The following is a 20,355-nucleotide window of genomic DNA, read 5'->3' on the forward strand; positions in this document are numbered from 1 at the left end:
CTACTTACTGTACAAGTATAGCAATCCGCAATATATTCGGCAATCCCAAACTCATATCATGTCCGGTCAATTTACTGGTTCTATGGCTGGAGCCTGGGAACTGATACCTAGAGGAAGAGCCTCGCGAGCGAAAATTAAATTCGAGGCTCTAGGTAGCTGTTGAGCGTTACTTTCGCTCCAGCCTGGTAACGAGGAAAACGAGTAAACAATCAGTAAACGAGTAATAATTGAGGACTAAAAAACTTAGATTTCTTCGTCCAAACCATCTACATCATCTACATCATCTACATCATCTACATCATCTACATCATCTACATCATCTACCTCAACAGGAGCGACAGAATTAGCAGAAACCACAGCACCAGTCTCAAGTTTCTTTTTAACTAGCTCCTCAATTTCATTTTTGAAATCGATGTTTTTCTCCATGTGCTGGATCACTTTGTCTCGTCCTTGAGCTATGTTCTCTCCGTTGTAGCTATACCAAGAACCTTTTTTCAGAATTACTCCCATTTCGTCGGCCAAGTCAGTCAGACAGCCTAAAGTAGAAATGCCTTTGCCAAATACAATGTCAAATTCGGCAATACGGAAAGGCGGAGCAACTTTATTTTTAGCAACTTTAACTTTCGTGCGGTTGCCGTATTCTTCTGTACCTTTTTTCAAGCTTTGAATGCGGCGAATGTCAAGCCGCACGCTGGCGTAGAATTTGAGTGCATTACCGCCGGTTGTGGTTTCGGGGTTGCCGTAAGTTACGCCGATTTTCTGCCGCAATTGGTTGAGGAAGATGACGGTACAGCCGGATTTGCCTATGTTGCCGGTGATTTTCCGCAAAGCTTGACTCATCAATCGCGCTTGCAAACCCATGTGGGAGTCGCCCATGTCGCCTTCGATTTCGGCGCGGGGGACGAGGGCGGCTACGGAGTCAATTACTACGATATCGACGGCGACGGAACGCACGAGTTGATCGACAATTTCTAGGGCCATTTCGCCGGTATCCGGCTGGGAAACTAAGAGATTTTCAATATCCACGCCTAAAGCTGAGGCGTAGGTGGGATCGAGGGCGTGTTCGGCATCGACGAAGGCTGCGATACCGCCGGATTTTTGGACTTCGGAGATCGCGTGGAGGGCTAGAGTGGTTTTACCGGAACTTTCGGGCCCGTAAATTTCAATGACTCGGCCTTTTGGCAAACCGCCGCCCAAAGCAATGTCCAGCGTCAGGGCTCCGGTGGGAATGGTTTCTACCTTCATGCGAGTGGAGTCTCCCAACCGGACGATCGCCCCTTTGCCAAAGCTGCGCTCGATTTGGGAAAGTACGGAAGTTAGGGCTTTTTGCTTTTCTGAGTTTTCAGTGGAAGTTTTTATAGACGCTTCTTTTTTTGCCATTTGCGGTACGCGGGTAGACCCCTTGCGGAGCTTGTTGATTAACTGTACAACACGTATGTTAGCAGTTATTTTTGGGCTCTGGAGGTTCTGGGAGGATCTGGCTGAAGATTCTTGATTTTGGGGAGGCTTGGGCCTCAGCCAGCTTTCAGAAGGCTCTGATCTAGAAGGTATTCGGCATCCGGCAGAGGGTAGAATTATTGTCTGTTAGGGGATGTAGTTGGTATCGATCGCTCTGGGAGTGAGGTTTAAGATGATCTACAGTTCCAAATTCCGTGAAGCGTAGCTATCCCGGAGGGAATCGCCACAATTAGGACAAGCATGGGATCTACAACGCATCAAGACACATCTGTTAATACCAAAAATTCCCGCTGGCTGATGAACTTATTGGCGATCGGCATTTTACTTGGTATCGGATTTCGGTTTTTTGAGATCGATCGCAAACTGTACTGGCACGACGAAGCTTACACATCAATCCGCGCCGCTGGTTTCACCCGCCAAGAAATTGACGACGAACTATTCCAAAACCGGATTGTTCCCGCACCAGAATTGCAAAAATATCAGCGGATTAAACCGGGAAGTACAGAAGCAGACACAATTCGTTCTTTAGCACTAGAAGACCCGCAGCATCCGCCTTTATACTTTCTCATGGCTCGTTGGTGGATGCAGGAACTTGGCAGTTCTCTAACAGCATCCCGCAGTTTGCCAGCACTATTGAGTTTGCTGTCGTTGCCTTTGATGTACGTGTTAGCTCAGGAACTTTTCGCCTCGAATTTGGCGGCGTTATTAGCAACAGCACTTTTGGCATTATCTCCCTTTGACATCTTGTTTGCTCAGACAGCAAGGCAGTACAGTTTGCTGACAGCCACAGTTATTGGCAGCAGTTGGCTGCTGCTAAGAGCAGTGCGGTTGCGGGGTTGGCAAGATTGGGTATTTTACTCGCTGGCGATCGCCCTTGGTTTCTACACTCACCCTTTCTTCAGTTTAACACTCATTGGACACGGAGTTTTTATAATCTCTTACTGGTTGTTTGTCAAAAAAACAAAATTGCCAGGTCACGTCACTAATTCCCAATTTTTCTTAGCAGTAACAGCAGCTTTAATCTTGTATATCCCCTGGATTTACGTGCTGGCAACCAACCTGGAACGGGCATCAGCTACGACAGATTGGACGCGAGTAGCTCCCGGTTGGCTGTATCTTGTCAAATTGTGGACGCTCAGCTTTACAGCCTTATTTTTTGACTTCGACTTCGGGTTTGATAATATTTGGACTTATCTGCTGAGATTGCCATTTTTGCTGTTAATTGCGGCAGCCATTTACAAAATCTGCCGCCGGGCTAGCAGTTCAACTTGGCTGTTTATTTTAACATCTATTTTTGTACCTTTTTTGATACTGGCATTACCGGATATCATCCTAGGTGGCAAACGTTCTGCCGTCAGCCGTTATCTAATTTCCTGCTTTCCGGGAGTGCAGCTAGCAGTTGCTTACTTGCTCGCCAGTAACGTGAAAACTCAGCAGCGGTTTTGGCAAGTCATTTTAGGCTTGGTATTTACAGCAAGTATAGCCTCCTGTACAGTTAGCGCTTTTTCTGATACTTGGTGGAGCAAAGACTTGAGCTATTTTAATGCTGAAGTTGCGAAAATTATTAACAAAGAGGCGATAGCTAATCGGTCGATTAAAGATACAATTGTAATTAGCGATCGCGGCAACGATTTTACGAACATGGGAGATTTGCTTTCTCTAAGTTATTTGCTCGACAAAGACGTGCGGTTGATGCTGATGAGCCAGTCGCCAGATATGGAGATGCTGAACAAATATTCGGCTCCCCTAGTGTTCCGCCCTTCGGAAAAATTGATCTCGGCACTCAAGCAAAATCAACGCCGCCTGGAGCCAATTTTGCAGTATGCCAGACTTTTTCGAGCGCGGCGAGCTTCTTAGAGCAGCTTGACAGAAATGGAGGATCGTCCCCGGTAGGGTGCGTCAGTCGATTTTAGATTTTAGATTTTAGATTTTAGATTTATTCCACAGATGAATCTGGGAGATTAAACTTTGGTCTAAAATTTTTGGATATTCACGATAGGAGTAGGTGGCACGGTATCGGTTTTTGGGCGGGGGCAGAAAAAAATGTTTGAATTGCCTCAAATATTTAGACTGACGCACCTTAAATCACTATTTGGGCATTTTTGTCAATATTCCCAGCAAGGTGCGTCCGAAAAAAACTGTGTGAGTTGTCTCAGGTATTTGGGCCGACGCATTTGACATAATCAGCAATAATTATCAGAGAAATGGGTCTAAAACCCCGTCCTTATAGGACGGCTTTGTAAGTAAAAGTATAAACATTAAACCATCTTTGGTGAAGAAATATAAAAAATACAAGCACGCCAGCATTTCACTATATACTAATAACAGCTCAAAAAAGGAGGAGTTAAACTTGTTAACAAACTATGTATACAAGTTGCGCCCCAATCAAACACAAGACTTAAAAATGTCCAATTGGGTGGATATGTTGCGAAGTCACTTCAACTGGTGTCTTAATGACAGAATCACTCAATATAGTCAACAGTTCATTCAAGGTAACTATTGCGACATTAGAACGCAAAGTGAAGCCTGTCCATTGACCAGTTATGTCAGTAAAAACGGTGCCACGGGAGAACCTTGGAAAACAGGAAAAACAGACAAAGAGGGGAAAATCCAAAACCCCCGACGCAACCCAGGCGACATTCAAATCACCGCGTTGCCCGAATTAAAAGCAGCTAGACCCTGGTTTGCCGGGATAAATTCGACAGTTCTACAACAAAACGTCAAACGGCTGGACACTGCCTATAAAAATTTTTTCGAGGGACGTGGCTTTCCTAAGTTCAAAAACCGCAGTAACTTTACTTCTTTTACTTTCGTGATGGGGGTAAAAATACAAGGCAGTAAAATCTACTTACCAAAGTTAGGCTGGATGCGTTTTTATAACTCGCGCCCAATTCCCAACGGCTTTACCATTAAAGCGTGTACAGTAAGAAAGCGACAAAATGGCTGGTACATATCCGTCCGCATTGAAAACAAGTCTGTCCCCGATTACACGGCAAAATCTCTTAAGGATGTCGTCCAAGTAATTGGCTGCGATATGGGACTTACAAAATTAGTTCATCTCTCAGATGGAACTCAAATTGAAAATCCCAAGTTTTCAACCACCAAAAAAGCTAAGCGCACTCTGAAAATTAGGCAGAGGCGGGTTAGTCGAAAAACAAAGGGTAGTAAAAACCGCAAGAAAGCAGCTAAGAAACTAGGAGTTTTCCACCAGAAGATTAGCGATAAGCGTCAAGCTTACCACTGGAAGGTTGCCAATAAAATAGTTTTCCGTAACGTTGACGCGATTGCTCTGGAGGACTTGAATATTTCGGGAATGATGCGTCGATGTCGAGTGAAGGTTGACGAAAAAACAGGTAGATTCCTGAAAAATGGGCAATCAAGAAAGAAAGGTTTAAACCGTTTTATCTCTGACGCGGGTTGGGGCGACTTAGTTCTGAAGATCGAGTATCTGGCTGCAAAGCAAGGAAAGGTCGTAATCAAAATTAATCCCAAACACTCCAGCCAAGAATGTCGGAACTGCGGTCATATCGATAAGTCTAATCGAGACGGCGAAAAGTTCATTTGCGCTGAATGCGGATATCACGAGCACGCCGATATCGGTGCAGCAAAAACTATTCGCGATCGGGCTTTGAAATTGGTACGCGGGGACTCCGCGAAACCGGGCGTTCGCGCCTAAACGCTCAGAAGATATCCTCACGCTCATTTGAGCAAACGTGAGGAGTCTGGGAACCCTAGAAATAGGGAAATTGAGGTAGAAATCCCTCAAGAATCCTCGCGCCTTCAGGCCGAGTGAGTGTCAATTGAATACTTAGGATAAAACGCCATGCAAGAGTTAAATAATTCATCTTCCGAATCCGCGCAGAAGTTTCGCGCTCTTCAGACCGAATTACGCGAACGTTGGCGAGCTATCGAAGAATTCGACAGCGGAGATTGTGACATTATTATCATTCCTTCTCTCAGCTTAGATCAGCAAGAAATGCAGAAAGTTGAGGGGGCTTACCACTACGAAGAGCGGCATTTATTTTCATTGATTCGCCTGCGAAATCCACGCACGCGCTTAATTTACATTACCTCCGAGCCCTTGCACCCGATGATTGTGGATTATTACCTGCAATTGCTGCCGGGAATTCCATTTTCTCACGCGCGCGATCGGCTTGTGCTATTCAGTGCTTACGATGCTTCTGCCAAATCCCTCACCCAGAAAATTTTAGATCGTCCCCGCTTGATGGAGCGCATTCGTCAAGCGGTGCGCCCGACAAAATCTTATATGGTTTGTTATAACTCGACGCCCTTAGAACGCGAGTTATCTGTTCAATTGGGGATTCCTTTGTGGGCCAGCGATCCCGACCTGTTATACTGGGGAACAAAAAGCGGTAGCAGGCAAATTTTTAAAGAATGTGGCGTGCCTTATCCTGATGGTTCCGAGTTGGTTTGGAATGCGGAAGATTTAGCGGAAGCTGCGGCCGAGTTGTGGGCACGGCAGCCGCATTTGCAACGGATCGTAATTAAGTTAAATGAAGGTTTTTCGGGGGAAGGAAATGCAATTTTAGATCTGAAGTCCCTCGCAGGTAAAGCGCCTGCAGAAAGAGCGAAGGCAATTGGCGATCACTTCCATAATTTGCGCTTTCAAGCAACGGGCGAAACCTGGGAAAATTTTAGCAGCCGCATTCCCGAATTAGGGGCAATTGCCGAAGCTTTTATCGAAGGAGAAGAAAAGTTCTCGCCCAGCGTTCAAGGCAGAATTGTCCCCAGCGGCGAAGTAGAAATTCTCTCCACCCACGACCAAATTTTAGGAGGCCCAGACGGTCAAATTTTCTTGGGTTGCCAATTTCCGGCCGACGAATCTTATCGGCTGGCATTGCAAGAATTGGGATGGAAAGTTGGGAAAAATTTAGCCGAAAAAGGGGCTTTAGAGAGATTTGGAGTAGATTTTCTCGCGGTAAAGCAATCCGATGGCAAATGGGATATGCAAGCAATAGAAATTAACTTGCGGAAAGGAGGCACAACTCATCCGTTTATGGCTTTGAAGCTGTTAACAAATGGTCGGTACGAGCGTACTAACGGATTATTTTACAGCCAGCAGGGCCGTCCGAAATATTATGTCGCTTCGGACAATTTGAAAAAAGAGCGCTATCGGGGGTTATTACCGAACGATTTGATGGATATTATTGCTGACAATCAACTGCACTTTGACAGCGGTACAGAGACGGGCAGTGTGTTTCATTTAATGGGTTGTTTGTCGGAGTTTGGCAAATTGGGAGTGACGAGTATCGGCAATTCACCGCAAGAAGCTGAGGAGATGTATAACAAAGTTGTGAAAGTTCTCGATCGCGAAACGTCAGGCGATTTTAGATTTTAGATTTTAGATTTTAGATTTGATCCAGTCAGTCAGCTTATCTCCCCATCCCCGGCTTCTTGAAGAAGTCGGGGCTCTAATATCCGTCGCGTTTTGTATAGCAACCGACAAGAGGATTAGGATGTTCTTAATCACCCAAACCATTGCTATTATTGAATTTGCCTTCTTGCTTCTTGCTTCTTCCTTTCGCTAGAGCTAATTTTTAGCAGGATAAAGGGGCGTGGGGTCGATCGAACCTGTGCGGTTGAGTGGCCAAAAACGCACAATTGCCCTACCGATGATATTTTGCTTGGGTACAAAGCCCCAGTAATGACTGTCACAGCTTGCGTTGCGGTTGTCGCCGAGCACCAAGTAAGAATTTGGAGCTACAACTACAGGCCCGTAGGGATACTGCGGAATTTCTTCAATATATTTTTCCTGTAGCGGCTGCTTGTTAATAAAAACTTTTCCCTCTCTGACTTCCACATTGTCCCCCGGCAGTCCGATCACTCGCTTGATATAGGCATCTTTGATCGGTGGTGGCTGTCCCGTGCACAAACTAGCCGGGTCAGGAGGCATAAATACAATAATATCTCCTCGCTGGGGCTCTTGGAATCGATAACTGACCTTATCTATAATTAATCGATCGTTAATTTGTAAGGTTGGGAGCATCGAGCCGGTGGGAATGTAGCGTGCTTCGGCAACCAGGGTGCGGATACCAAAGGCTAAAAATGCTGCTAAGCCGATCGTCTTAATTCCTTCGATCCAAGGATTTTCGGTGTCTTGCGGAGGTTTTTCGTCGGCTGACTTGTCTAGACGAGTCATAGGGTATTGTAGTGACTGAGCTGGATACGAATTATAAACTTAATAATGCTTCCATGCTAGCACGCTGTTTACTCAATTAATGATATCTTATGACTCCCCAATCAAGTTTGTTAATCCGTCGCGCTCGCATTCTTTTGCCCAATGGTGAGTTTTTGGTAGGAGATGTGCAAATCTGCGATCGCCAAATTGTCAAGGTTGCTGCAGAAATTGCCGAATCGGGCGATCGAGAAATAGATGCCAAAGGCTTAACTCTGTTACCCGGAGTAATTGATCCCCAGGTACACTTCCGGGAACCGGGTTTAGAACACAAGGAAGACTTGTTTACCGCTAGCTGTGCTTGCGCTAAAGGCGGCGTGACCTCGTTTCTGGAAATGCCGAATACGCGACCGCTGACCACAACCCAAGCTGCCTTAGATGATAAACTAAGTCGCGCTGCCGAGAAGTGTTTGGTGAATTACGGCTTTTTTATTGGTGCAACGCCCGAGAATTTGCCGGATTTGTTGAATGCGAATCCGACTCCGGGGATTAAAGTGTTTATGGGTTCGATGCACGGGCAGTTGTTGGTCGATGGAGAAGCAACTTTAGAGGCGATTTTTGCTGCAGGCGATCGACTAATTGCCGTGCACGCAGAAGACCAAGCTAGAATCAATCAGAGGCGTCAGGAATTTGCCGGGATTTCCGATGTTGCCGTGCACTCGCAAATTCAAGACAATCAAGCAGCTTTATTGGCCACTCAATTAGCAGTAAAACTTTCTAATAAATATCAGCGCCGACTGCACATTCTGCACCTTTCTACGGGGGATGAAGCTGAGTTTTTGCGCCAGGAAAAACCGAGTTGGGTGACAGCAGAAGTGACGCCGCAGCATTTGTTGTTAAATACCAGCGCCTATCAAAAAATTGGCAGTTTAGCTCAGATGAATCCGCCTTTGCGCGAACCCCGCGATAACGAAATACTTTGGCAAGCTTTACTCGACGGCGTAATTGATTTTATCGCCACCGACCACGCGCCGCATACATTAGCAGAAAAAGCTCAAGAATATCCAAATACGCCGTCGGGAATGCCTGGAGTCGAAACTTCTTTGCCTTTGATGCTGACGCAAGCAGTGGAGGGAAGATGTACAGTGGCACAAGTTGCTAATTGGATGTCGTCGGCAGTTGCTAAGGCTTATAAGATTCCGAACAAAGGGGCGATTGCTCCGGGTTTTGACGCCGATTTAGTCTTAGTTGATTTGGAGAACTACCGCCCGGTGGTCGGAGCAGAGATGGCGAGCAAGTGCGGCTGGAGTTCCTTTGAAGGTTGGAGTTTGACTGGATGGCCAGTTGTGACTGTTGTTGGAGGAAAAGTTGTTTTTGAGAATGGTAAATTGAATACAAAAGTGAGGGGAGAAGCCTTGACATTTGACGCTGAGTAAGCATGACTTTAACTCAAGTGTTATAATTGGGTATTCCTGCATCGCAAAGGCGATTTTACCCATGCTTCTTCAAGAACTAGAAACACAACTCCTGGCCTTAACTCCTACTGAGAAAGCTGAAGCCATCCGGCTTTTAACCCAAAGTTTAAGTAATAGCTGGCCAGGAATTACCAAAACTCCCGACGTGTGTGGCGGCGATGCTTGCATTGCCAAAACTAGACTTCCCGTTTGGCTGTTCGTGAGTTTGCGCCGTCAAGGTTCAAGTGATGCTGAACTTCTACAATTTTATCCCCAGTTGAATGCTGCAAACTTAGTAAATGTCTGGACTTATGCTGAGGCTAACTCCGAAGAAATTGAAACAGCACTCCGAGAAGAAGCAGCAGCAATGATGCAGGAAGTATAATTTATGGCACGTCTCTATGCAGATGAACAGTTCCCGTTTCCTGTTGTGGCTTTGCTGCGAAATTTAGGTCACGATGCCCTGACTATTCAAGAGGCAGGAAATGCCGGAGATGATGACCCCGAAGTATTAGCTTTTGCTGTGAATAACGATCGGCCGGTTATGACGCAAAATCGTCGGCATTTCATTCGCTTGCACGCTCAACAACCAAATCATGCTGGTATTATCGTGTGTACAGACGATAAAAATCTAGAAAGGTTGGCAACACGCATCAATGATGCTATTGCTGATGAAGAAACTTTGAGAGGCAAATTGATTCGTGTTAACCGTCCGCAGTAAGTACGCGCTGAGATGTTACACCATTCTCTCTTAACAGGCTTTCCGGCCTGTTCCACAAAGAGTGAATTTTCTTCTTGTGGAACAGGCCGGAAAGCCTGTTCAGAAAAGGCTGAGTGAGAAGGGTGCAACATCTAAATTAAATCGCCTTTTCTCAAATTTATAATTGCCAATCCAATAAGCCGCCATTACCAATTACTTCAATTTGCCGCCCGGTATCTAGATAACTTAAAGAAATTTGCAAATAATTTTCTGGTTTGTACTGCAATCTTTCCGCCCATTCGATCGCCACAATTCCCAAATCCCTTTCTAACCCGTCCCAATAACTTTCTAAGTGCAAAGCCTCGGCTTCTTCGGGTTCCAGTCGATACAAATCTAGATGATACAGCGGAACTCGCCCTGTAAAATACTCGTTAATTAGCGTGAAAGTAGGACTTTCGATCGAGTCGGAGATTCCTAAGCCTTCAGCGATGCCTTGAACCAAGGTAGTTTTGCCCGCACCTAAATCTCCTTGTAATAAGATTACAGTGCCTGGGGGGAGCGATCGACCTAACGCAACACCAAACTTGCGCGTAGCCTCAGAATCGGGAAGCAAAGTTTTCATTTCAATAATTAGTCATTAGTCATTAGTCATTTGTTATTTGTTATTTGTTACTCGCTGGCGGCGGCCAATAACCAATAACCAATAATATTAGTCAACAGTCAACAGTCAACAGTTAACAGTCAGCAGCTTAAATGTTCTGCGCGCGGCCGTACCAACGCAGCAACATCCCCGCCAACCTTTGCGAATTGTGGCGAATTAAACCCGTATTTTCATCTTCATCCATGACATTGGCGATGACAACTCGCCGCCCCAATTGCGTTACGGCTTCTCGATCGAGTACAACCGGATAAGAATCCTCCTGAGAATAGCGGATCAAAGCCTTTGCAGAAGGGACTTTGCCTTGAACTACTACAGCATCGAACAGCGGCCGGCCGCAAGCGCGGTCGATCGCCCGAATGTGGTCTGCAACACTGTATCCGTCAGTTTCCCCCGGCTGAGTCATAATATTGCACACATAAATGCGCGGAACTTCGCTGTTGGCGATCGCATCAGCAATTTCCGGCACCAACAAATTCGGAATGACACTCGTATAAAGACTCCCCGGCCCAATAATAATAAAATCCGCTTCCCGAAGACCTTCCACAGCCCTAGGTAATGCCGGAGGGTTAGCAGGATTACAGCCTATTTTGAGGATTTGCCCGTTAGCTTTTGTAATGCTGGACTCCCCCTCAATCCTGCGGCCGTCAGCGAGTTCTGCCCACAAAGAAACATCGCTCAGAGTAGCCGGCAGCACCTCTCCCCTCACTGCTAAAACTTTAGAACTCGCCGCGATCGCCTGTTCCAAATCTCCAGCAATATCGCTCATCGCCGTCAAAAACAAATTCCCAAAACTGTGACCCACCAAACCGTCACCAGCCCGGAAACGATATTGAAATAACTCAGTCAATAACTTTTCCTCATCTGCCAAAGCAGCCAAACAATTGCGAATGTCTCCCGGCGGCAATACCCCAATTTCCCGCCGAAGCCGCCCGGAAGACCCCCCATCATCCGCCACCGTGACAATAGCAGTGATTTTGGCGCTGTAATCCTTCAATCCCCTGAGCAAATTAGAAAGGCCCGTACCGCCCCCAAGTGCCACAATTTTCGGGCCGCGGTGCAAGCGGCGGTGGTTGAGGAGTCGATCGACCAGTTCCTCGTTGCCTTCGGGCATCAGCACTTGGGTAATAGAGTTCAAACTGCGAGTTTGTCCCCACAGAATTAACAAAATCCCGCCAGCAATGATGATCGGCCCCGACACGTAATTAGGAACAACTTCCGCAATCCACGCCAAAAAATTTCTCAACAATTGCAATAAGAAGAAAATGGGAGTCATCCCAGTCCAAATCGCTAAACCCAAAGTGGCAAGTACCACGCCGCTAGCACTAATCAGCAGCCACCGTTTCACTAACAGTCCGGGGGCTAACCACTTAAACCACTGGTGAACTCGCCCGTTCCGCAAAGAAGGGGGGTAAGGATTTCTGGATTGGGCAAAAACCTGCTTGGCTTTAGCCAAGACGCGGAGGGCTTTAGGAAGTGAACTAATTGACATGGTTAATTAGTCTTAAGGGTATTGGAACAGCTCGAGCTGACAAATTTACAATACAAGAGAGTTTTGATTCTGGCAGTCAATTTAAGTAATTGGTGATTAGTCATGAGTCATGAGTCATTAGGTAGACTGATGACTGAGGACTGACAACTTATTGATAACATCCTATGGCTGAGCCACTAATCGAACTCAAGGGGGTAAGTAAGTCCTTCGGCCAGAACCCGATCCTCGATCAAGTCGATCTGAGGATTTATCGGGGAGAGGCCCTGGCAATTATTGGCCCTTCCGGGACGGGGAAATCTACGATTCTGCGGATAATTGCGGGTTTGTTGGCCCCGGATGCCGGTGAGGTTTTTGTTCAGGGACAGCGCAGGGTCGGATGGGTGGACGACGTGGCAGATCCGATCGGAATTGGGATGGTGTTTCAGCAAGCGGCTTTGTTTGATTCGCTGACGGTGGAGGAGAATGTCGGTTTTTTACTTTACCAGCATTCTAAGCTGCCGCGCCGCCGCATTCGGGAATTGGTGGAGGAAAAGTTGGAGATGGTGGGTTTGCCGCGAATTGGCGAACGCTATCCGGCGCAGTTGTCTGGGGGAATGCGAAAGCGGGTAAGTTTTGCCCGCGCTATCATGGCGAATCCTGATAATGACAGGGATAATCCAGAGGTTTTGCTGTACGACGAACCGACGGCGGGTTTAGATCCGATTGCTTCGACGGTAATTGAAGATTTAATCAGGGACTTGCAGGCGGCCCAAGGTGTTTGCAGCACTTATGCGATCGTCACTCACCAAGACAGTACCATCCGCCGCACTGCCGATCGCATCGTATTTCTCTATCGAGGCAAAGTGCAGTGGGAGGGAACTGTCAATGACATTGCATCGACAGATAATTTACTGATCCGACAATTTTTTAGCGGCAGTGTTACTGGGCCAATTCAAGCGCTTGGATAGTCAGCCAATTTTAGATTTTAGATTTTAGATTTTAGATTGAAATGACCGATGACCAATGACTAACGACTAATAACCAATGACCAATGACTGAGGAGAAAATATGCGATCGCGAACTGTAAGAGAAGGTTCTGTCGGGTTCTTAATTTTAGTAGGAATCGGTTTATTTGGCGGCTTAGTGCTCTGGCTGCGGGGCGTACAGCTAGGGAACCGCAGCTACAAATTCGCCGTAGAATTTGGCAGCGCCCAAGGAATGCAAATAGGCACGCCCATCAAATATCGTGGGGTTGCAGTCGGTAAAATTACCGCCCTCAAACCGGGTTCCAACGGCGTAGACGTGACGCTGGAGATTGCCCCCGGTACTTTAGTGATTCCCAGGGATGTTACCATCGAAGCGAATAAATCCGGTTTAATTGGCGAATCGTCGATCGACATTACCCCCAACTCGATTTTGCCAGAATCGTTACTTACCGCCAATCCCGTTAGTGCCGACTGTCCCCCAGAGATTATCTGCCAAAATTCGCGCTTAAAAGGTCAAGCAGGAGTCACTATCGACGAACTTATTCGATCCACAGTCCGCCTAGCTAATTTATACACTGACCCCGCGCTGTTCAACAATATTAAATCACTTGCAGAGAATACAGCCAGCACAGCTAAAGGTGCCGCTAAACTCACTCAAGATTTATCGAATTTAACTCAAACTGCCCAAGCAGAAATCAAAAATTTAAATCAATCTGTCAGGGAAGATCTTGGGACATTAAATCAATCGGTCAAAACCGAAATAGCCAGTTTAAATCAATCATTAAAGGGAGAAGCAAGCAGTTTAAATCAATCATTAAAAGAAGAAGCAACCAGTTTAAATCAATCATTAAAAGCGGAAATCTCAGGAGTAGCCGCTGATGTTTCTAAAGTCGCAGCTACGGCGGACACTTCCACAAAAGCCGTATCTGCCGCTGTAATAACTTCTGCTAATTCAGTAACTCAAGCAGCCAATCAAGTTACATTAACAGCCAATCAACTCAATTCTTTAGTCGCAACCAACCGCGCCAGTTTAGTCTCAACTCTGAATAACATCAATCAAAGCAGTCAAGAACTGCGGGTAGCTGTCAGCAGTTTAAGTCCGACAATTAATCGAATCAACCAAGGACAATTGCTGAACAATTTAGAAGTTTTATCAGCGAATGCTGCCCAAGCTTCGGGTAATTTGCGAGATTTATCCAGCCAGGTAAACAATCCCGCCACTTTACTATTATTGCAGCAAACTCTAGATTCTGCACGAGCTACATTTCAGAACGTGCAGAAAATTACTTCCGACGTGGATGATTTGACAGGAGATCCGGCTTTCCGCAACAATATTCGCAGGTTATTCAACGGATTAGGAGGTTTGTTGGGTTCGACAGAACAACTGCGACAGCAAGTTAAAGTGACTCAAACATTAGCTCCTCTTTCTGAGAAAGTAAATGAGAGTACAATTGCCAGAAATCAATCAGTAAAGCCGGGATTTCCCAGCTTGCACAAGCCGCAAAAAATGCCTGTTATACCTTCTCAAACTGCCAGATCAGCAGAACCAGTAAAGCCATAAAATACCCATTAAAAGAGGCTATCATTGAATAACTGCAATTGCCCAAAATTCGCGATTTACTCTAGTTAGTAACCAGCCCAATACACACCCCCATTACAGCTAGTTAATAAGGTGCGCCTTTCGCACCAGGCTTTAAACTTATTGTCCAAATGTTATTAAAAAAAACTCTTTTTATCGAAACAAGCAAAACCAATGACGCAAACTTTATCGAAACCGGACGCAAGCAAAAGCCAGTATAATATAACTTGGGAAAAATTGCCAGATGACTTTAAGTTACCAGATGATCCTGTGGAAAACATCGACCAACCACTTTTAGCCGCCGCCCTGGGCGAAGCCTTGGATATGGCAGGATTTATCCTAGCTTCAATGCTAATAGCTTCCAATTTTGGACTCTGTGCCAAAGTTAACGACAAAACAGTAGTAAAAGCACCAGATTAGGTGTTCGTTCCCTCGGTATTGCCAGCAGAACCAGGAGAAGTTCGCCGTAGTTATACGCCCAATGCTGAGGGAGAAGTACCTGCTGTAGGGATGGAATTTTTATCGGATACAGACGGCAGTGAATATTCAAATAAACCGACATATCCTTACGGCAAGTGGCGGTTTTATAAGCGAATTTTGCAAGTACCGATTTATGTAATTTTTGAACCCAAATCGGGAGTATTGGAAGTGTACAGACTCTCGACATCGAGAGAATATGAGTTGCAAGAACCGGATGCTAATCAGCGATTATGGATAGAATCAATGGGTTTATTTCTGGGGGTTTGGGAAGGTGAAAAATCTCAGAGAACCGATTATTGGTTGCGCTGGTGGGATGAGAAGGCCAATTTGCTGCAGTGGGGTGCCGAACGGGTGGAACACAGGGTAAGCTCATCTAATTTGGTATAATATGAACTTGACAAAGTTAACAAAATAAGCATAAGAGACTGTGTAGACAGCACACTTGACTCCTAACACAGATCAGTGAGATGACAGTAATACTGTAGTTGAAAATCTCAAAAATACCCTATATGTTTCAAGGCTTTAACAACAAAACTGCCGATGCTCAGAAAAATTTTCCTTCTGAGATAAAACTAACAGAAGTGGCAGATATCGGGTGTATTCAAAAAAGTTTAGTTCAGCACTTCCAAGAGATCAAAGATCCTAGAGTGAAGAGAACATCGAACAGGGAATCGAAAGGGGTAAAATTGAGGGGGAAATAGGATTAATTATGCGTCCGATCGTGCGACGGGTGGGTGATGTTACACTGGAAGTTCACACTCACATCCAGGGATTATCTGCAGAACAGTTAGATGATTTGCCAGAAGCTTTGTTGGATTTTAGGAGTCAAGAGGATTTGATGGTCTGGTTGGAGTCGGCTGCTGGATGAAATGATGAGTTAAAAAGATACTCAACGGTTGAAACGGTCGAGCCTCATCGGGGATTTTTAACGCGAATTTGGTATAATTCTCAATCTCTGCATTCATTTAAACTTTAGTATCTGCGGGAACTTCCTTCTGTACCAGCATCCAACCTAAAAACGCTAAAATAAGACCGAGAGCGAGAAATCCTAAATCCCAAGGTAACTCGTTGATACCGGGTTTGACGTGGTGGATTCCCAAAATTTGATGGTCAACAATGCCTTCAACAAAGTCAAACAACCCAGCACCCATTAATATGGAACCGAAAAAAGTTTGAGTTGACAAAGGAACATCTTTGCGCTTCACAGCACTCCACAAACAGAAGATTCCCGCTAGTGTTACCAACCAATCCGCAGCGTGAAACAATCCATCTCCGAGGGTATTTAATTCTAAACCGGCAACAGTAGCATCGGTTTTAACGCTGCTAAACATATGGTGCCACTGGAGGAGTTGGTGCAGCACAATGCCGTCAAAAAAGCCTGCTTGACCGATACCGAGGAGAATTCCTGCGATAATTAGAGGTCGGCGGTTGTTAACAGCGGTGGCCGGTGAGTTTGTGCGATCGTCCAATGGAAAACCTCCGATGATTTAAATGCTGAGCCTGGGTCTGTGAAGGGATTTGCCAGTACATTTTGTAGTTTTGCTGGGGAGGAAGGGCGATCGCATCATCCGCGAGAGAGATTTCTAGATACTCTTGATGCTTAATGCCAACTACAAATCTAGTTTATAATTTGATTAACTATTCATCAACCGTCATATTCTCAAACAAAATAGGTTGAATTCGCCTCAAAACTTCCTCAATTATATCTGAGCGACATTCACTAAGAAAACTTGCTTGCCTTGCGCGATAATCTAAAGAACGGAGTTGATCCGTCATAATTACACCTGTTATCGTTTCACCTTCGGGAATGGGAACATAAAACGGATTTTTGCGTTGTGTGTTGCTAATGGGACAGACGAACACAAACCCCATTTTTTGGTTAAATTTAGTTTGACTCACAACCAGTGCAGGCCTAGTCCCCATTTGTTCGTGTCCTGCTTGAGGGTCAAAATTGAGGCGAATAAAATGACCTCGTTCGGGGATATAGTTTACCAAACTTCCTCTCCTTCTGGTTTTCCCCAAGAGACTTCTTCGCTAGATTCTATTTCGCCTGCCAATAATTCATCTAGGGTATACTTTGATATTTTATTATTTACAGGCTCTATGACCAGTTTCCCATTTTCTATGCTGCAAATTACTGAATCTTCGGCTTTAAGGTTGAGAAACTTTACTATGTAGTCTGGTATTGGCAAAGCCAAGGAATTACCTAATTTGCTGATGTGTATTTGGGCTGTCATACATTTGCGATGTTAACACTCAGGTTTATTTATTGTAACACAATATTGGGCGCGGCGGGTTTATTGAGATTGCTGTTTATAAACATAGAGGTTGGTGAATCCGCCCTTACATAACCTTTGTCTATGCAAATACTGCTTCTACGGCTTTCGGCAATTCAATCGGCACGAAATATGCGGCTGGATACAAATAATCTTCGCCGGACTCATCAATAACTCGGATAAATTGATGTTCCGCAGCGCGATTATCGGGTAGGATTCGATAAATTTTTCGCACTTCCAAGGATGCTTGATAGTCTTGATTGTTAATGCAAACTACAAATTGTGTTTCTAAGTTAAACTTCAACATATTTGCATAAAGTCCTGGCTTCAGGAATAGACGAACCAGATTGACGCAACTCTTCTAAATGAAAAACTATGGCTGCTTTAATTTGCTGTTCGACTTCCTCGATAGTTGTACCTGTTGCTACGCATCCGGGTAAATCTGGAACATAAGCAGAATAATTGCTTTCTGATTTCTGGATGGCAATTGCATAACGTATAATTCTGCTTTGACTATCTGCTTTTGGGTTTGCCAACACCATAGACCCTTCTGGCGTCAATTCCCATCTGTCGCGAGGCGAATTTGTTTCTACATATCGTTTAACCAAGCCATCAGCAGCCAGTTTTTTTAAGACAACCATCATGTCAGGTTCTCGCGGTACATCTCGACGGGAAAGTGCATTCGCGAGTTCGTACCAACTCCACTTTCCTTGACCTTTAGCTACTAATTCCAGCAGCACTAATTCAAGCTGGGTTAATTGAGTTAGGTTTTTCATCAAAATTCCTCTACGCTCGGATGAAATAAAACGCCGAATCCTTCTTTTAATTTATAATCTTCAAGAGTAGCTGTGTGAGCATTGTTCCAAAGTTCATAAGCCTCATCCGGGTCAGCGGGTTGTCCAGTTGGGTAGCCAAGCTTTTTATACCTGAGATACTCGCGTAACTCGTGAGTATAAAACCGTAAATCAACAGGCTCAGCTACAAGGGTTTGGGTGGTGATACTTCTTAACCTTTCAACCATTCTTAGCTCAGCTTCACCAACTGGATTAAATCTGCGAACATGAGCTTCAACCAAGGCAACGCCTTTATCAGTAATTTTAACATTTTGATAAGATAAGTTGAGAATCTTTCCGCCAGCTTTCGAGGGATTGAAAGGTCTGCCACTTTTTGCACCTTTTTCTAACATTGTATTCGAGTGGCTTTAATCTATCTATAGCCAACAAAATTATGAAATCCTTAGATGTTATACTCTACAAGTCTCGACGCGAGAGAAGAATAACCACCCCCTTCTTCCTCCCCACCACCTACCACGCGCCGGGAAGTGCCCCCCTAGTGCATGGGTGTAAAATTTATGCTCGTTGTAGTACAACCATATGTTATTTACACGCCAACCTACCCGATCGCCAAAAGCGTCCCAAATTTTCTGATCATATTCTCTGCTTCCTCCCAGACTTTCATAGATGCGTTTCTGCACCGAAAAGCCGAAACGTCCGTTACTGTATTTTACCCAAAGTTGGTCAATAGTTCGTAAGTCTTCACAGGGGAATCGATTGATATCTTCACTTCTGAGCCACCTATCCTTTGTTCTCTCCGCTGCTTCCAGCATTTTTTTAGCCGTTTCCTCATCCGCCTCTTGCCATTCTCCAGTTGCCAGTAAATCGCGCAACTTAGTGTAGTCTAGTCCGCGTTCTGACTTGAGGGGAGCATCCGGCTCAATAAAAGTAGAATTAGGAGGTGCAGGTTGAGGGGATTTTTCGGTTTTAGCACGATTTTCCGAACTCGGTTGATCTGGTAGAGATCCTTGTTGTTTCTGTGAAATAGCAATTCTTTCTATTGCCTCCACAGCCTCCATATCGTGACCGTAAGATGCAGCTAACACCCGAATCCACAATTGTTTTGCCAATTCTAGATTATTGTTGACTTCAACTCTGTAAGCATCATTCTTAAGCATAGCGATATCAGCGATAGTTGCGTATTTCGGCAAAAGAATTAGGTGAGATTTTTCAATAGGTTCAGCAATAGTCAGAGGTGTTTGCTTGGGTTTCCCACATTGGCGATTGAGTTCGGGTACTCGATGGATTAAATATTGATTCAATCGTTCAACAGTCGCACATTTACCTTGAGTCCCCAATCCTTCTAGTAACGCACAAGTAAAAACACCTTGCTGTAAATCTTCAATTTCATAAGATATCTGATTTGGACTACAGGAAGCAATGCTGATGACTCCCATTTGCCGCGCTTGTTCAGCGGTTTGACGGCCAATCCCCTCAACTGACTTTCCCTCATCGCGGCAAGCATCCAAAATCAAAATAATATTATCCGCCCCGCAGCGTCGCAAGCGTTGGATAATAAAATTAACTGAAATATTACTATTTGCAATATCTTCGGGAAAACCGTCAGTCGGCATCAAATAATCGCACCCATTTTGACGAACTCCGTGACCGCTGAAGAAAAACCAAAAGTTATCTCCCGCACTCATAAAAGGCCGTTCAAACATAAGGTGTAACAACCGCATCACGTTCGATCTAGTAGGCAGCAACTGTTTGTCCGATGAGTCTTCCGAGAAATGGTAAACTTTCTCAAATCCCGCCTCATTGCAGAGAAAATCCCGGATTAATTCTGCATCCCGCTTAGCATATTTCAGCGGACGTTGCAGGTGATCGTATTCATTAATACCTATAACAACAGCCCAATTTTTCGCCATTTCACTTTGATTGTTCCCGTTTAAACTTGAGCTTTATCGCTCCTTTTCCTCCCGCTGCGGCCCCGTTACCGATGATGCTAATTTGTCCCTGACCGTTAATTTCCACCGATAGCTCAATTTCCTCTAACTCCATCTTAGACTTGCGAGCGCGCTTCTCTTCACTGCGGATTAGGAGTCGATCGACAACTGCCAGCAAATGAGCCATTTCTTGTTCTAATGTCTCTACACTGACATTATGAATTCTAAATTCACCCGTGGCATCGGGAACTTTTGGCCGTTGAGAAGAATTTGACGGTGGTTCCATATCCAAGAAAGGTGCTCCCCCCATTCCCAGACTTTTGCCACCATCAGCAGTAACGACTTGAGGCGACTCGCCCGGAATATCGCTGGTCACAATCCTAATCGTTTCATCTGGCATAAGTGTTTAAGACTCCAAACTATCGAGATATTTTT

At 45.1% G+C, this 20,355-nt stretch carries 23 protein-coding genes; 11 read left to right on the forward strand and 12 right to left on the reverse strand.

What is annotated here, in order from left to right:
* Positions 1 to 243: 243 nt before the first annotated feature.
* Entirely contained in the window at positions 244 to 1,380 is a 1,137-nt protein-coding gene (gene recA, locus NDI35_RS06445) for a recombinase RecA (RefSeq protein ID WP_445311991.1), read from the reverse strand.
* A 318-nt stretch (positions 1,381 to 1,698) separates the two neighbouring features.
* Between recA and NDI35_RS06450 the strand changes: the two genes are divergently transcribed.
* From NDI35_RS06450 to NDI35_RS06460, 3 genes are all read left to right on the forward strand, one after another.
* Positions 1,699 to 3,315, forward strand: coding sequence for a glycosyltransferase family 39 protein (locus NDI35_RS06450; protein ID WP_445311992.1), 1,617 nt, complete (start codon positions 1,699 to 1,701; stop codon positions 3,313 to 3,315).
* 493 nt (positions 3,316 to 3,808) lie between these two features.
* The gene (locus NDI35_RS06455; protein ID WP_445311993.1) at positions 3,809 to 5,134 is read left to right on the forward strand and encodes an RNA-guided endonuclease InsQ/TnpB family protein; all 1,326 of its coding nucleotides are present in this window, start codon (positions 3,809 to 3,811) and stop codon (positions 5,132 to 5,134) included.
* Positions 5,135 to 5,281: 147 nt separating this feature from the next.
* The gene (locus NDI35_RS06460) at positions 5,282 to 6,817 is read left to right on the forward strand and encodes a peptide ligase PGM1-related protein (RefSeq protein ID WP_445311994.1); all 1,536 of its coding nucleotides are present in this window, start codon (positions 5,282 to 5,284) and stop codon (positions 6,815 to 6,817) included.
* Between the two features lie 192 nt (positions 6,818 to 7,009).
* On the opposite strand, the gene lepB is transcribed toward NDI35_RS06460, so the two are convergent.
* Positions 7,010 to 7,618: a signal peptidase I gene (gene lepB, locus NDI35_RS06465; RefSeq protein ID WP_445311995.1), complete on the reverse strand. Its 609-nt coding sequence runs from the start codon at positions 7,616 to 7,618 to the stop codon at positions 7,010 to 7,012.
* A gap of 89 nt (positions 7,619 to 7,707) precedes the next feature.
* Between lepB and NDI35_RS06470 the strand changes: the two genes are divergently transcribed.
* The 3 genes from NDI35_RS06470 to NDI35_RS06480 all read left to right on the forward strand — a co-directional run bounded on the left by NDI35_RS06470 (position 7,708) and on the right by NDI35_RS06480 (position 9,769).
* Positions 7,708 to 9,030, forward strand: a complete 1,323-nt coding sequence (locus tag NDI35_RS06470; RefSeq protein WP_445311996.1) for a dihydroorotase — start codon at positions 7,708 to 7,710, stop codon at positions 9,028 to 9,030.
* A gap of 61 nt (positions 9,031 to 9,091) precedes the next feature.
* Positions 9,092 to 9,433 carry a DUF433 domain-containing protein gene (locus NDI35_RS06475; RefSeq protein WP_445311997.1) on the forward strand — a complete coding sequence of 114 codons (342 nt, stop codon included), beginning with the start codon at positions 9,092 to 9,094 and terminating at the stop codon, positions 9,431 to 9,433.
* Positions 9,434 to 9,436: 3 nt separating this feature from the next.
* On the forward strand, positions 9,437 to 9,769 hold the full coding sequence (locus NDI35_RS06480) for a DUF5615 family PIN-like protein (RefSeq protein ID WP_445311998.1): 333 nt from the start codon (positions 9,437 to 9,439) through the stop codon (positions 9,767 to 9,769).
* A 157-nt stretch (positions 9,770 to 9,926) separates the two neighbouring features.
* On the opposite strand, the gene tsaE is transcribed toward NDI35_RS06480, so the two are convergent.
* Positions 9,927 to 10,370 carry a tRNA (adenosine(37)-N6)-threonylcarbamoyltransferase complex ATPase subunit type 1 TsaE gene (gene tsaE, locus NDI35_RS06485; RefSeq protein WP_445311999.1) on the reverse strand — a complete coding sequence of 148 codons (444 nt, stop codon included), beginning with the start codon at positions 10,368 to 10,370 and terminating at the stop codon, positions 9,927 to 9,929.
* A gap of 127 nt (positions 10,371 to 10,497) precedes the next feature.
* A complete protein-coding gene (locus NDI35_RS06490) occupies positions 10,498 to 11,898 on the reverse strand; it encodes a gluconeogenesis factor YvcK family protein (RefSeq protein ID WP_445312000.1) in 1,401 nt (466 codons plus the stop codon).
* 164 nt (positions 11,899 to 12,062) lie between these two features.
* On the opposite strand from NDI35_RS06490, the gene NDI35_RS06495 reads away from it, so the two are divergent.
* The 5 genes from NDI35_RS06495 (at position 12,063) to NDI35_RS06515 (ending at position 15,790) form a co-directional block, all read left to right on the forward strand.
* Positions 12,063 to 12,845 carry an ABC transporter ATP-binding protein gene (locus NDI35_RS06495; protein WP_333157025.1) on the forward strand — a complete coding sequence of 261 codons (783 nt, stop codon included), beginning with the start codon at positions 12,063 to 12,065 and terminating at the stop codon, positions 12,843 to 12,845.
* A 100-nt stretch (positions 12,846 to 12,945) separates the two neighbouring features.
* On the forward strand, positions 12,946 to 14,424 hold the full coding sequence (locus NDI35_RS06500) for an MlaD family protein (RefSeq protein WP_445312001.1): 1,479 nt from the start codon (positions 12,946 to 12,948) through the stop codon (positions 14,422 to 14,424).
* Between the two features lie 192 nt (positions 14,425 to 14,616).
* Entirely contained in the window at positions 14,617 to 14,862 is a 246-nt protein-coding gene (locus tag NDI35_RS06505; protein WP_445312002.1) for a hypothetical protein, read from the forward strand.
* Complete coding sequence (locus tag NDI35_RS06510) at positions 14,863 to 15,309, forward strand: Uma2 family endonuclease (protein WP_445312003.1); 447 nt, start codon at positions 14,863 to 14,865, stop codon at positions 15,307 to 15,309.
* Between the two features lie 298 nt (positions 15,310 to 15,607).
* Positions 15,608 to 15,790, forward strand: coding sequence for a DUF4351 domain-containing protein (locus tag NDI35_RS06515; RefSeq protein ID WP_445312103.1), 183 nt, complete (start codon positions 15,608 to 15,610; stop codon positions 15,788 to 15,790).
* A 97-nt stretch (positions 15,791 to 15,887) separates the two neighbouring features.
* Here NDI35_RS06515 and NDI35_RS06520 read toward each other — a convergent pair whose 3' ends face one another.
* From NDI35_RS06520 to NDI35_RS06555, 8 genes are all read right to left on the reverse strand, one after another.
* Positions 15,888 to 16,391, reverse strand: a complete 504-nt coding sequence (locus NDI35_RS06520) for a DUF2243 domain-containing protein (protein ID WP_445312004.1) — start codon at positions 16,389 to 16,391, stop codon at positions 15,888 to 15,890.
* 169 nt (positions 16,392 to 16,560) lie between these two features.
* On the reverse strand, positions 16,561 to 16,917 hold the full coding sequence (locus NDI35_RS06525; protein ID WP_445312005.1) for a type II toxin-antitoxin system PemK/MazF family toxin: 357 nt from the start codon (positions 16,915 to 16,917) through the stop codon (positions 16,561 to 16,563).
* Entirely contained in the window at positions 16,911 to 17,159 is a 249-nt protein-coding gene (locus NDI35_RS06530; RefSeq protein ID WP_445312006.1) for an AbrB/MazE/SpoVT family DNA-binding domain-containing protein, read from the reverse strand. Before NDI35_RS06530 ends, NDI35_RS06525 begins: the two co-directional genes overlap by 7 nt.
* Before the next feature lie 121 nt (positions 17,160 to 17,280).
* Complete coding sequence (locus NDI35_RS06535) at positions 17,281 to 17,505, reverse strand: hypothetical protein (RefSeq protein ID WP_445312007.1); 225 nt, start codon at positions 17,503 to 17,505, stop codon at positions 17,281 to 17,283.
* Positions 17,492 to 17,974 (reverse strand): type II toxin-antitoxin system HicB family antitoxin, encoded by a 483-nt coding sequence (locus NDI35_RS06540; RefSeq protein WP_445312008.1) that lies wholly within the window; start codon positions 17,972 to 17,974, stop codon positions 17,492 to 17,494. Before NDI35_RS06540 ends, NDI35_RS06535 begins: the two co-directional genes overlap by 14 nt.
* Positions 17,974 to 18,384 carry a hypothetical protein gene (locus NDI35_RS06545; RefSeq protein ID WP_445312009.1) on the reverse strand — a complete coding sequence of 137 codons (411 nt, stop codon included), beginning with the start codon at positions 18,382 to 18,384 and terminating at the stop codon, positions 17,974 to 17,976. The genes NDI35_RS06540 and NDI35_RS06545 overlap by 1 nt, the downstream gene beginning before the upstream one ends.
* 57 nt (positions 18,385 to 18,441) lie before the next feature.
* Positions 18,442 to 19,902 carry a GUN4 domain-containing protein gene (locus NDI35_RS06550; protein WP_445312010.1) on the reverse strand — a complete coding sequence of 487 codons (1,461 nt, stop codon included), beginning with the start codon at positions 19,900 to 19,902 and terminating at the stop codon, positions 18,442 to 18,444.
* 1 nt (position 19,903) lies between these two features.
* The gene (locus tag NDI35_RS06555) at positions 19,904 to 20,320 is read right to left on the reverse strand and encodes a Pepco domain-containing protein (protein WP_445312011.1); all 417 of its coding nucleotides are present in this window, start codon (positions 20,318 to 20,320) and stop codon (positions 19,904 to 19,906) included.
* Positions 20,321 to 20,355 lie beyond the last annotated feature (35 nt).

This window comes from Microcoleus vaginatus FACHB-2002, assembly GCF_040004035.1.
In the GTDB taxonomy this organism is placed as follows: domain Bacteria; phylum Cyanobacteriota; class Cyanobacteriia; order Cyanobacteriales; family Microcoleaceae; genus Microcoleus; species Microcoleus vaginatus_C.

Bases quoted from the DNA above. Each gene is read 5' to 3' on its own strand.
- NDI35_RS06495 (WP_333157025.1), top strand. From the start codon at position 12,063: ATGGCTGAGCCACTAATCGAACTCAAGGGGGTAAGTAAGTCCTTCGGC.
- NDI35_RS06475 (WP_445311997.1), top strand. From the start codon at position 9,092: ATGCTTCTTCAAGAACTAGAAACACAACTCCTGGCCTTAACTCCTACT.
- NDI35_RS06490 (WP_445312000.1), bottom strand. From the start codon at position 11,898: ATGTCAATTAGTTCACTTCCTAAAGCCCTCCGCGTCTTGGCTAAAGCC.
- NDI35_RS06545 (WP_445312009.1), bottom strand. From the start codon at position 18,384: ATGTTAGAAAAAGGTGCAAAAAGTGGCAGACCTTTCAATCCCTCGAAA.
- NDI35_RS06535 (WP_445312007.1), bottom strand. From the start codon at position 17,505: ATGTTGAAGTTTAACTTAGAAACACAATTTGTAGTTTGCATTAACAAT.
- NDI35_RS06450 (WP_445311992.1), top strand. From the start codon at position 1,699: ATGGGATCTACAACGCATCAAGACACATCTGTTAATACCAAAAATTCC.
- recA (WP_445311991.1), bottom strand. From the start codon at position 1,380: ATGGCAAAAAAAGAAGCGTCTATAAAAACTTCCACTGAAAACTCAGAA.
- tsaE (WP_445311999.1), bottom strand. From the start codon at position 10,370: ATGAAAACTTTGCTTCCCGATTCTGAGGCTACGCGCAAGTTTGGTGTT.
- NDI35_RS06505 (WP_445312002.1), top strand. From the start codon at position 14,617: ATGACGCAAACTTTATCGAAACCGGACGCAAGCAAAAGCCAGTATAAT.
- NDI35_RS06460 (WP_445311994.1), top strand. From the start codon at position 5,282: ATGCAAGAGTTAAATAATTCATCTTCCGAATCCGCGCAGAAGTTTCGC.
- NDI35_RS06480 (WP_445311998.1), top strand. From the start codon at position 9,437: ATGGCACGTCTCTATGCAGATGAACAGTTCCCGTTTCCTGTTGTGGCT.
- NDI35_RS06530 (WP_445312006.1), bottom strand. From the start codon at position 17,159: ATGACAGCCCAAATACACATCAGCAAATTAGGTAATTCCTTGGCTTTG.
- NDI35_RS06540 (WP_445312008.1), bottom strand. From the start codon at position 17,974: ATGAAAAACCTAACTCAATTAACCCAGCTTGAATTAGTGCTGCTGGAA.
- lepB (WP_445311995.1), bottom strand. From the start codon at position 7,618: ATGACTCGTCTAGACAAGTCAGCCGACGAAAAACCTCCGCAAGACACC.
- NDI35_RS06555 (WP_445312011.1), bottom strand. From the start codon at position 20,320: ATGCCAGATGAAACGATTAGGATTGTGACCAGCGATATTCCGGGCGAG.
- NDI35_RS06470 (WP_445311996.1), top strand. From the start codon at position 7,708: ATGACTCCCCAATCAAGTTTGTTAATCCGTCGCGCTCGCATTCTTTTG.
- NDI35_RS06550 (WP_445312010.1), bottom strand. From the start codon at position 19,902: ATGGCGAAAAATTGGGCTGTTGTTATAGGTATTAATGAATACGATCAC.
- NDI35_RS06500 (WP_445312001.1), top strand. From the start codon at position 12,946: ATGCGATCGCGAACTGTAAGAGAAGGTTCTGTCGGGTTCTTAATTTTA.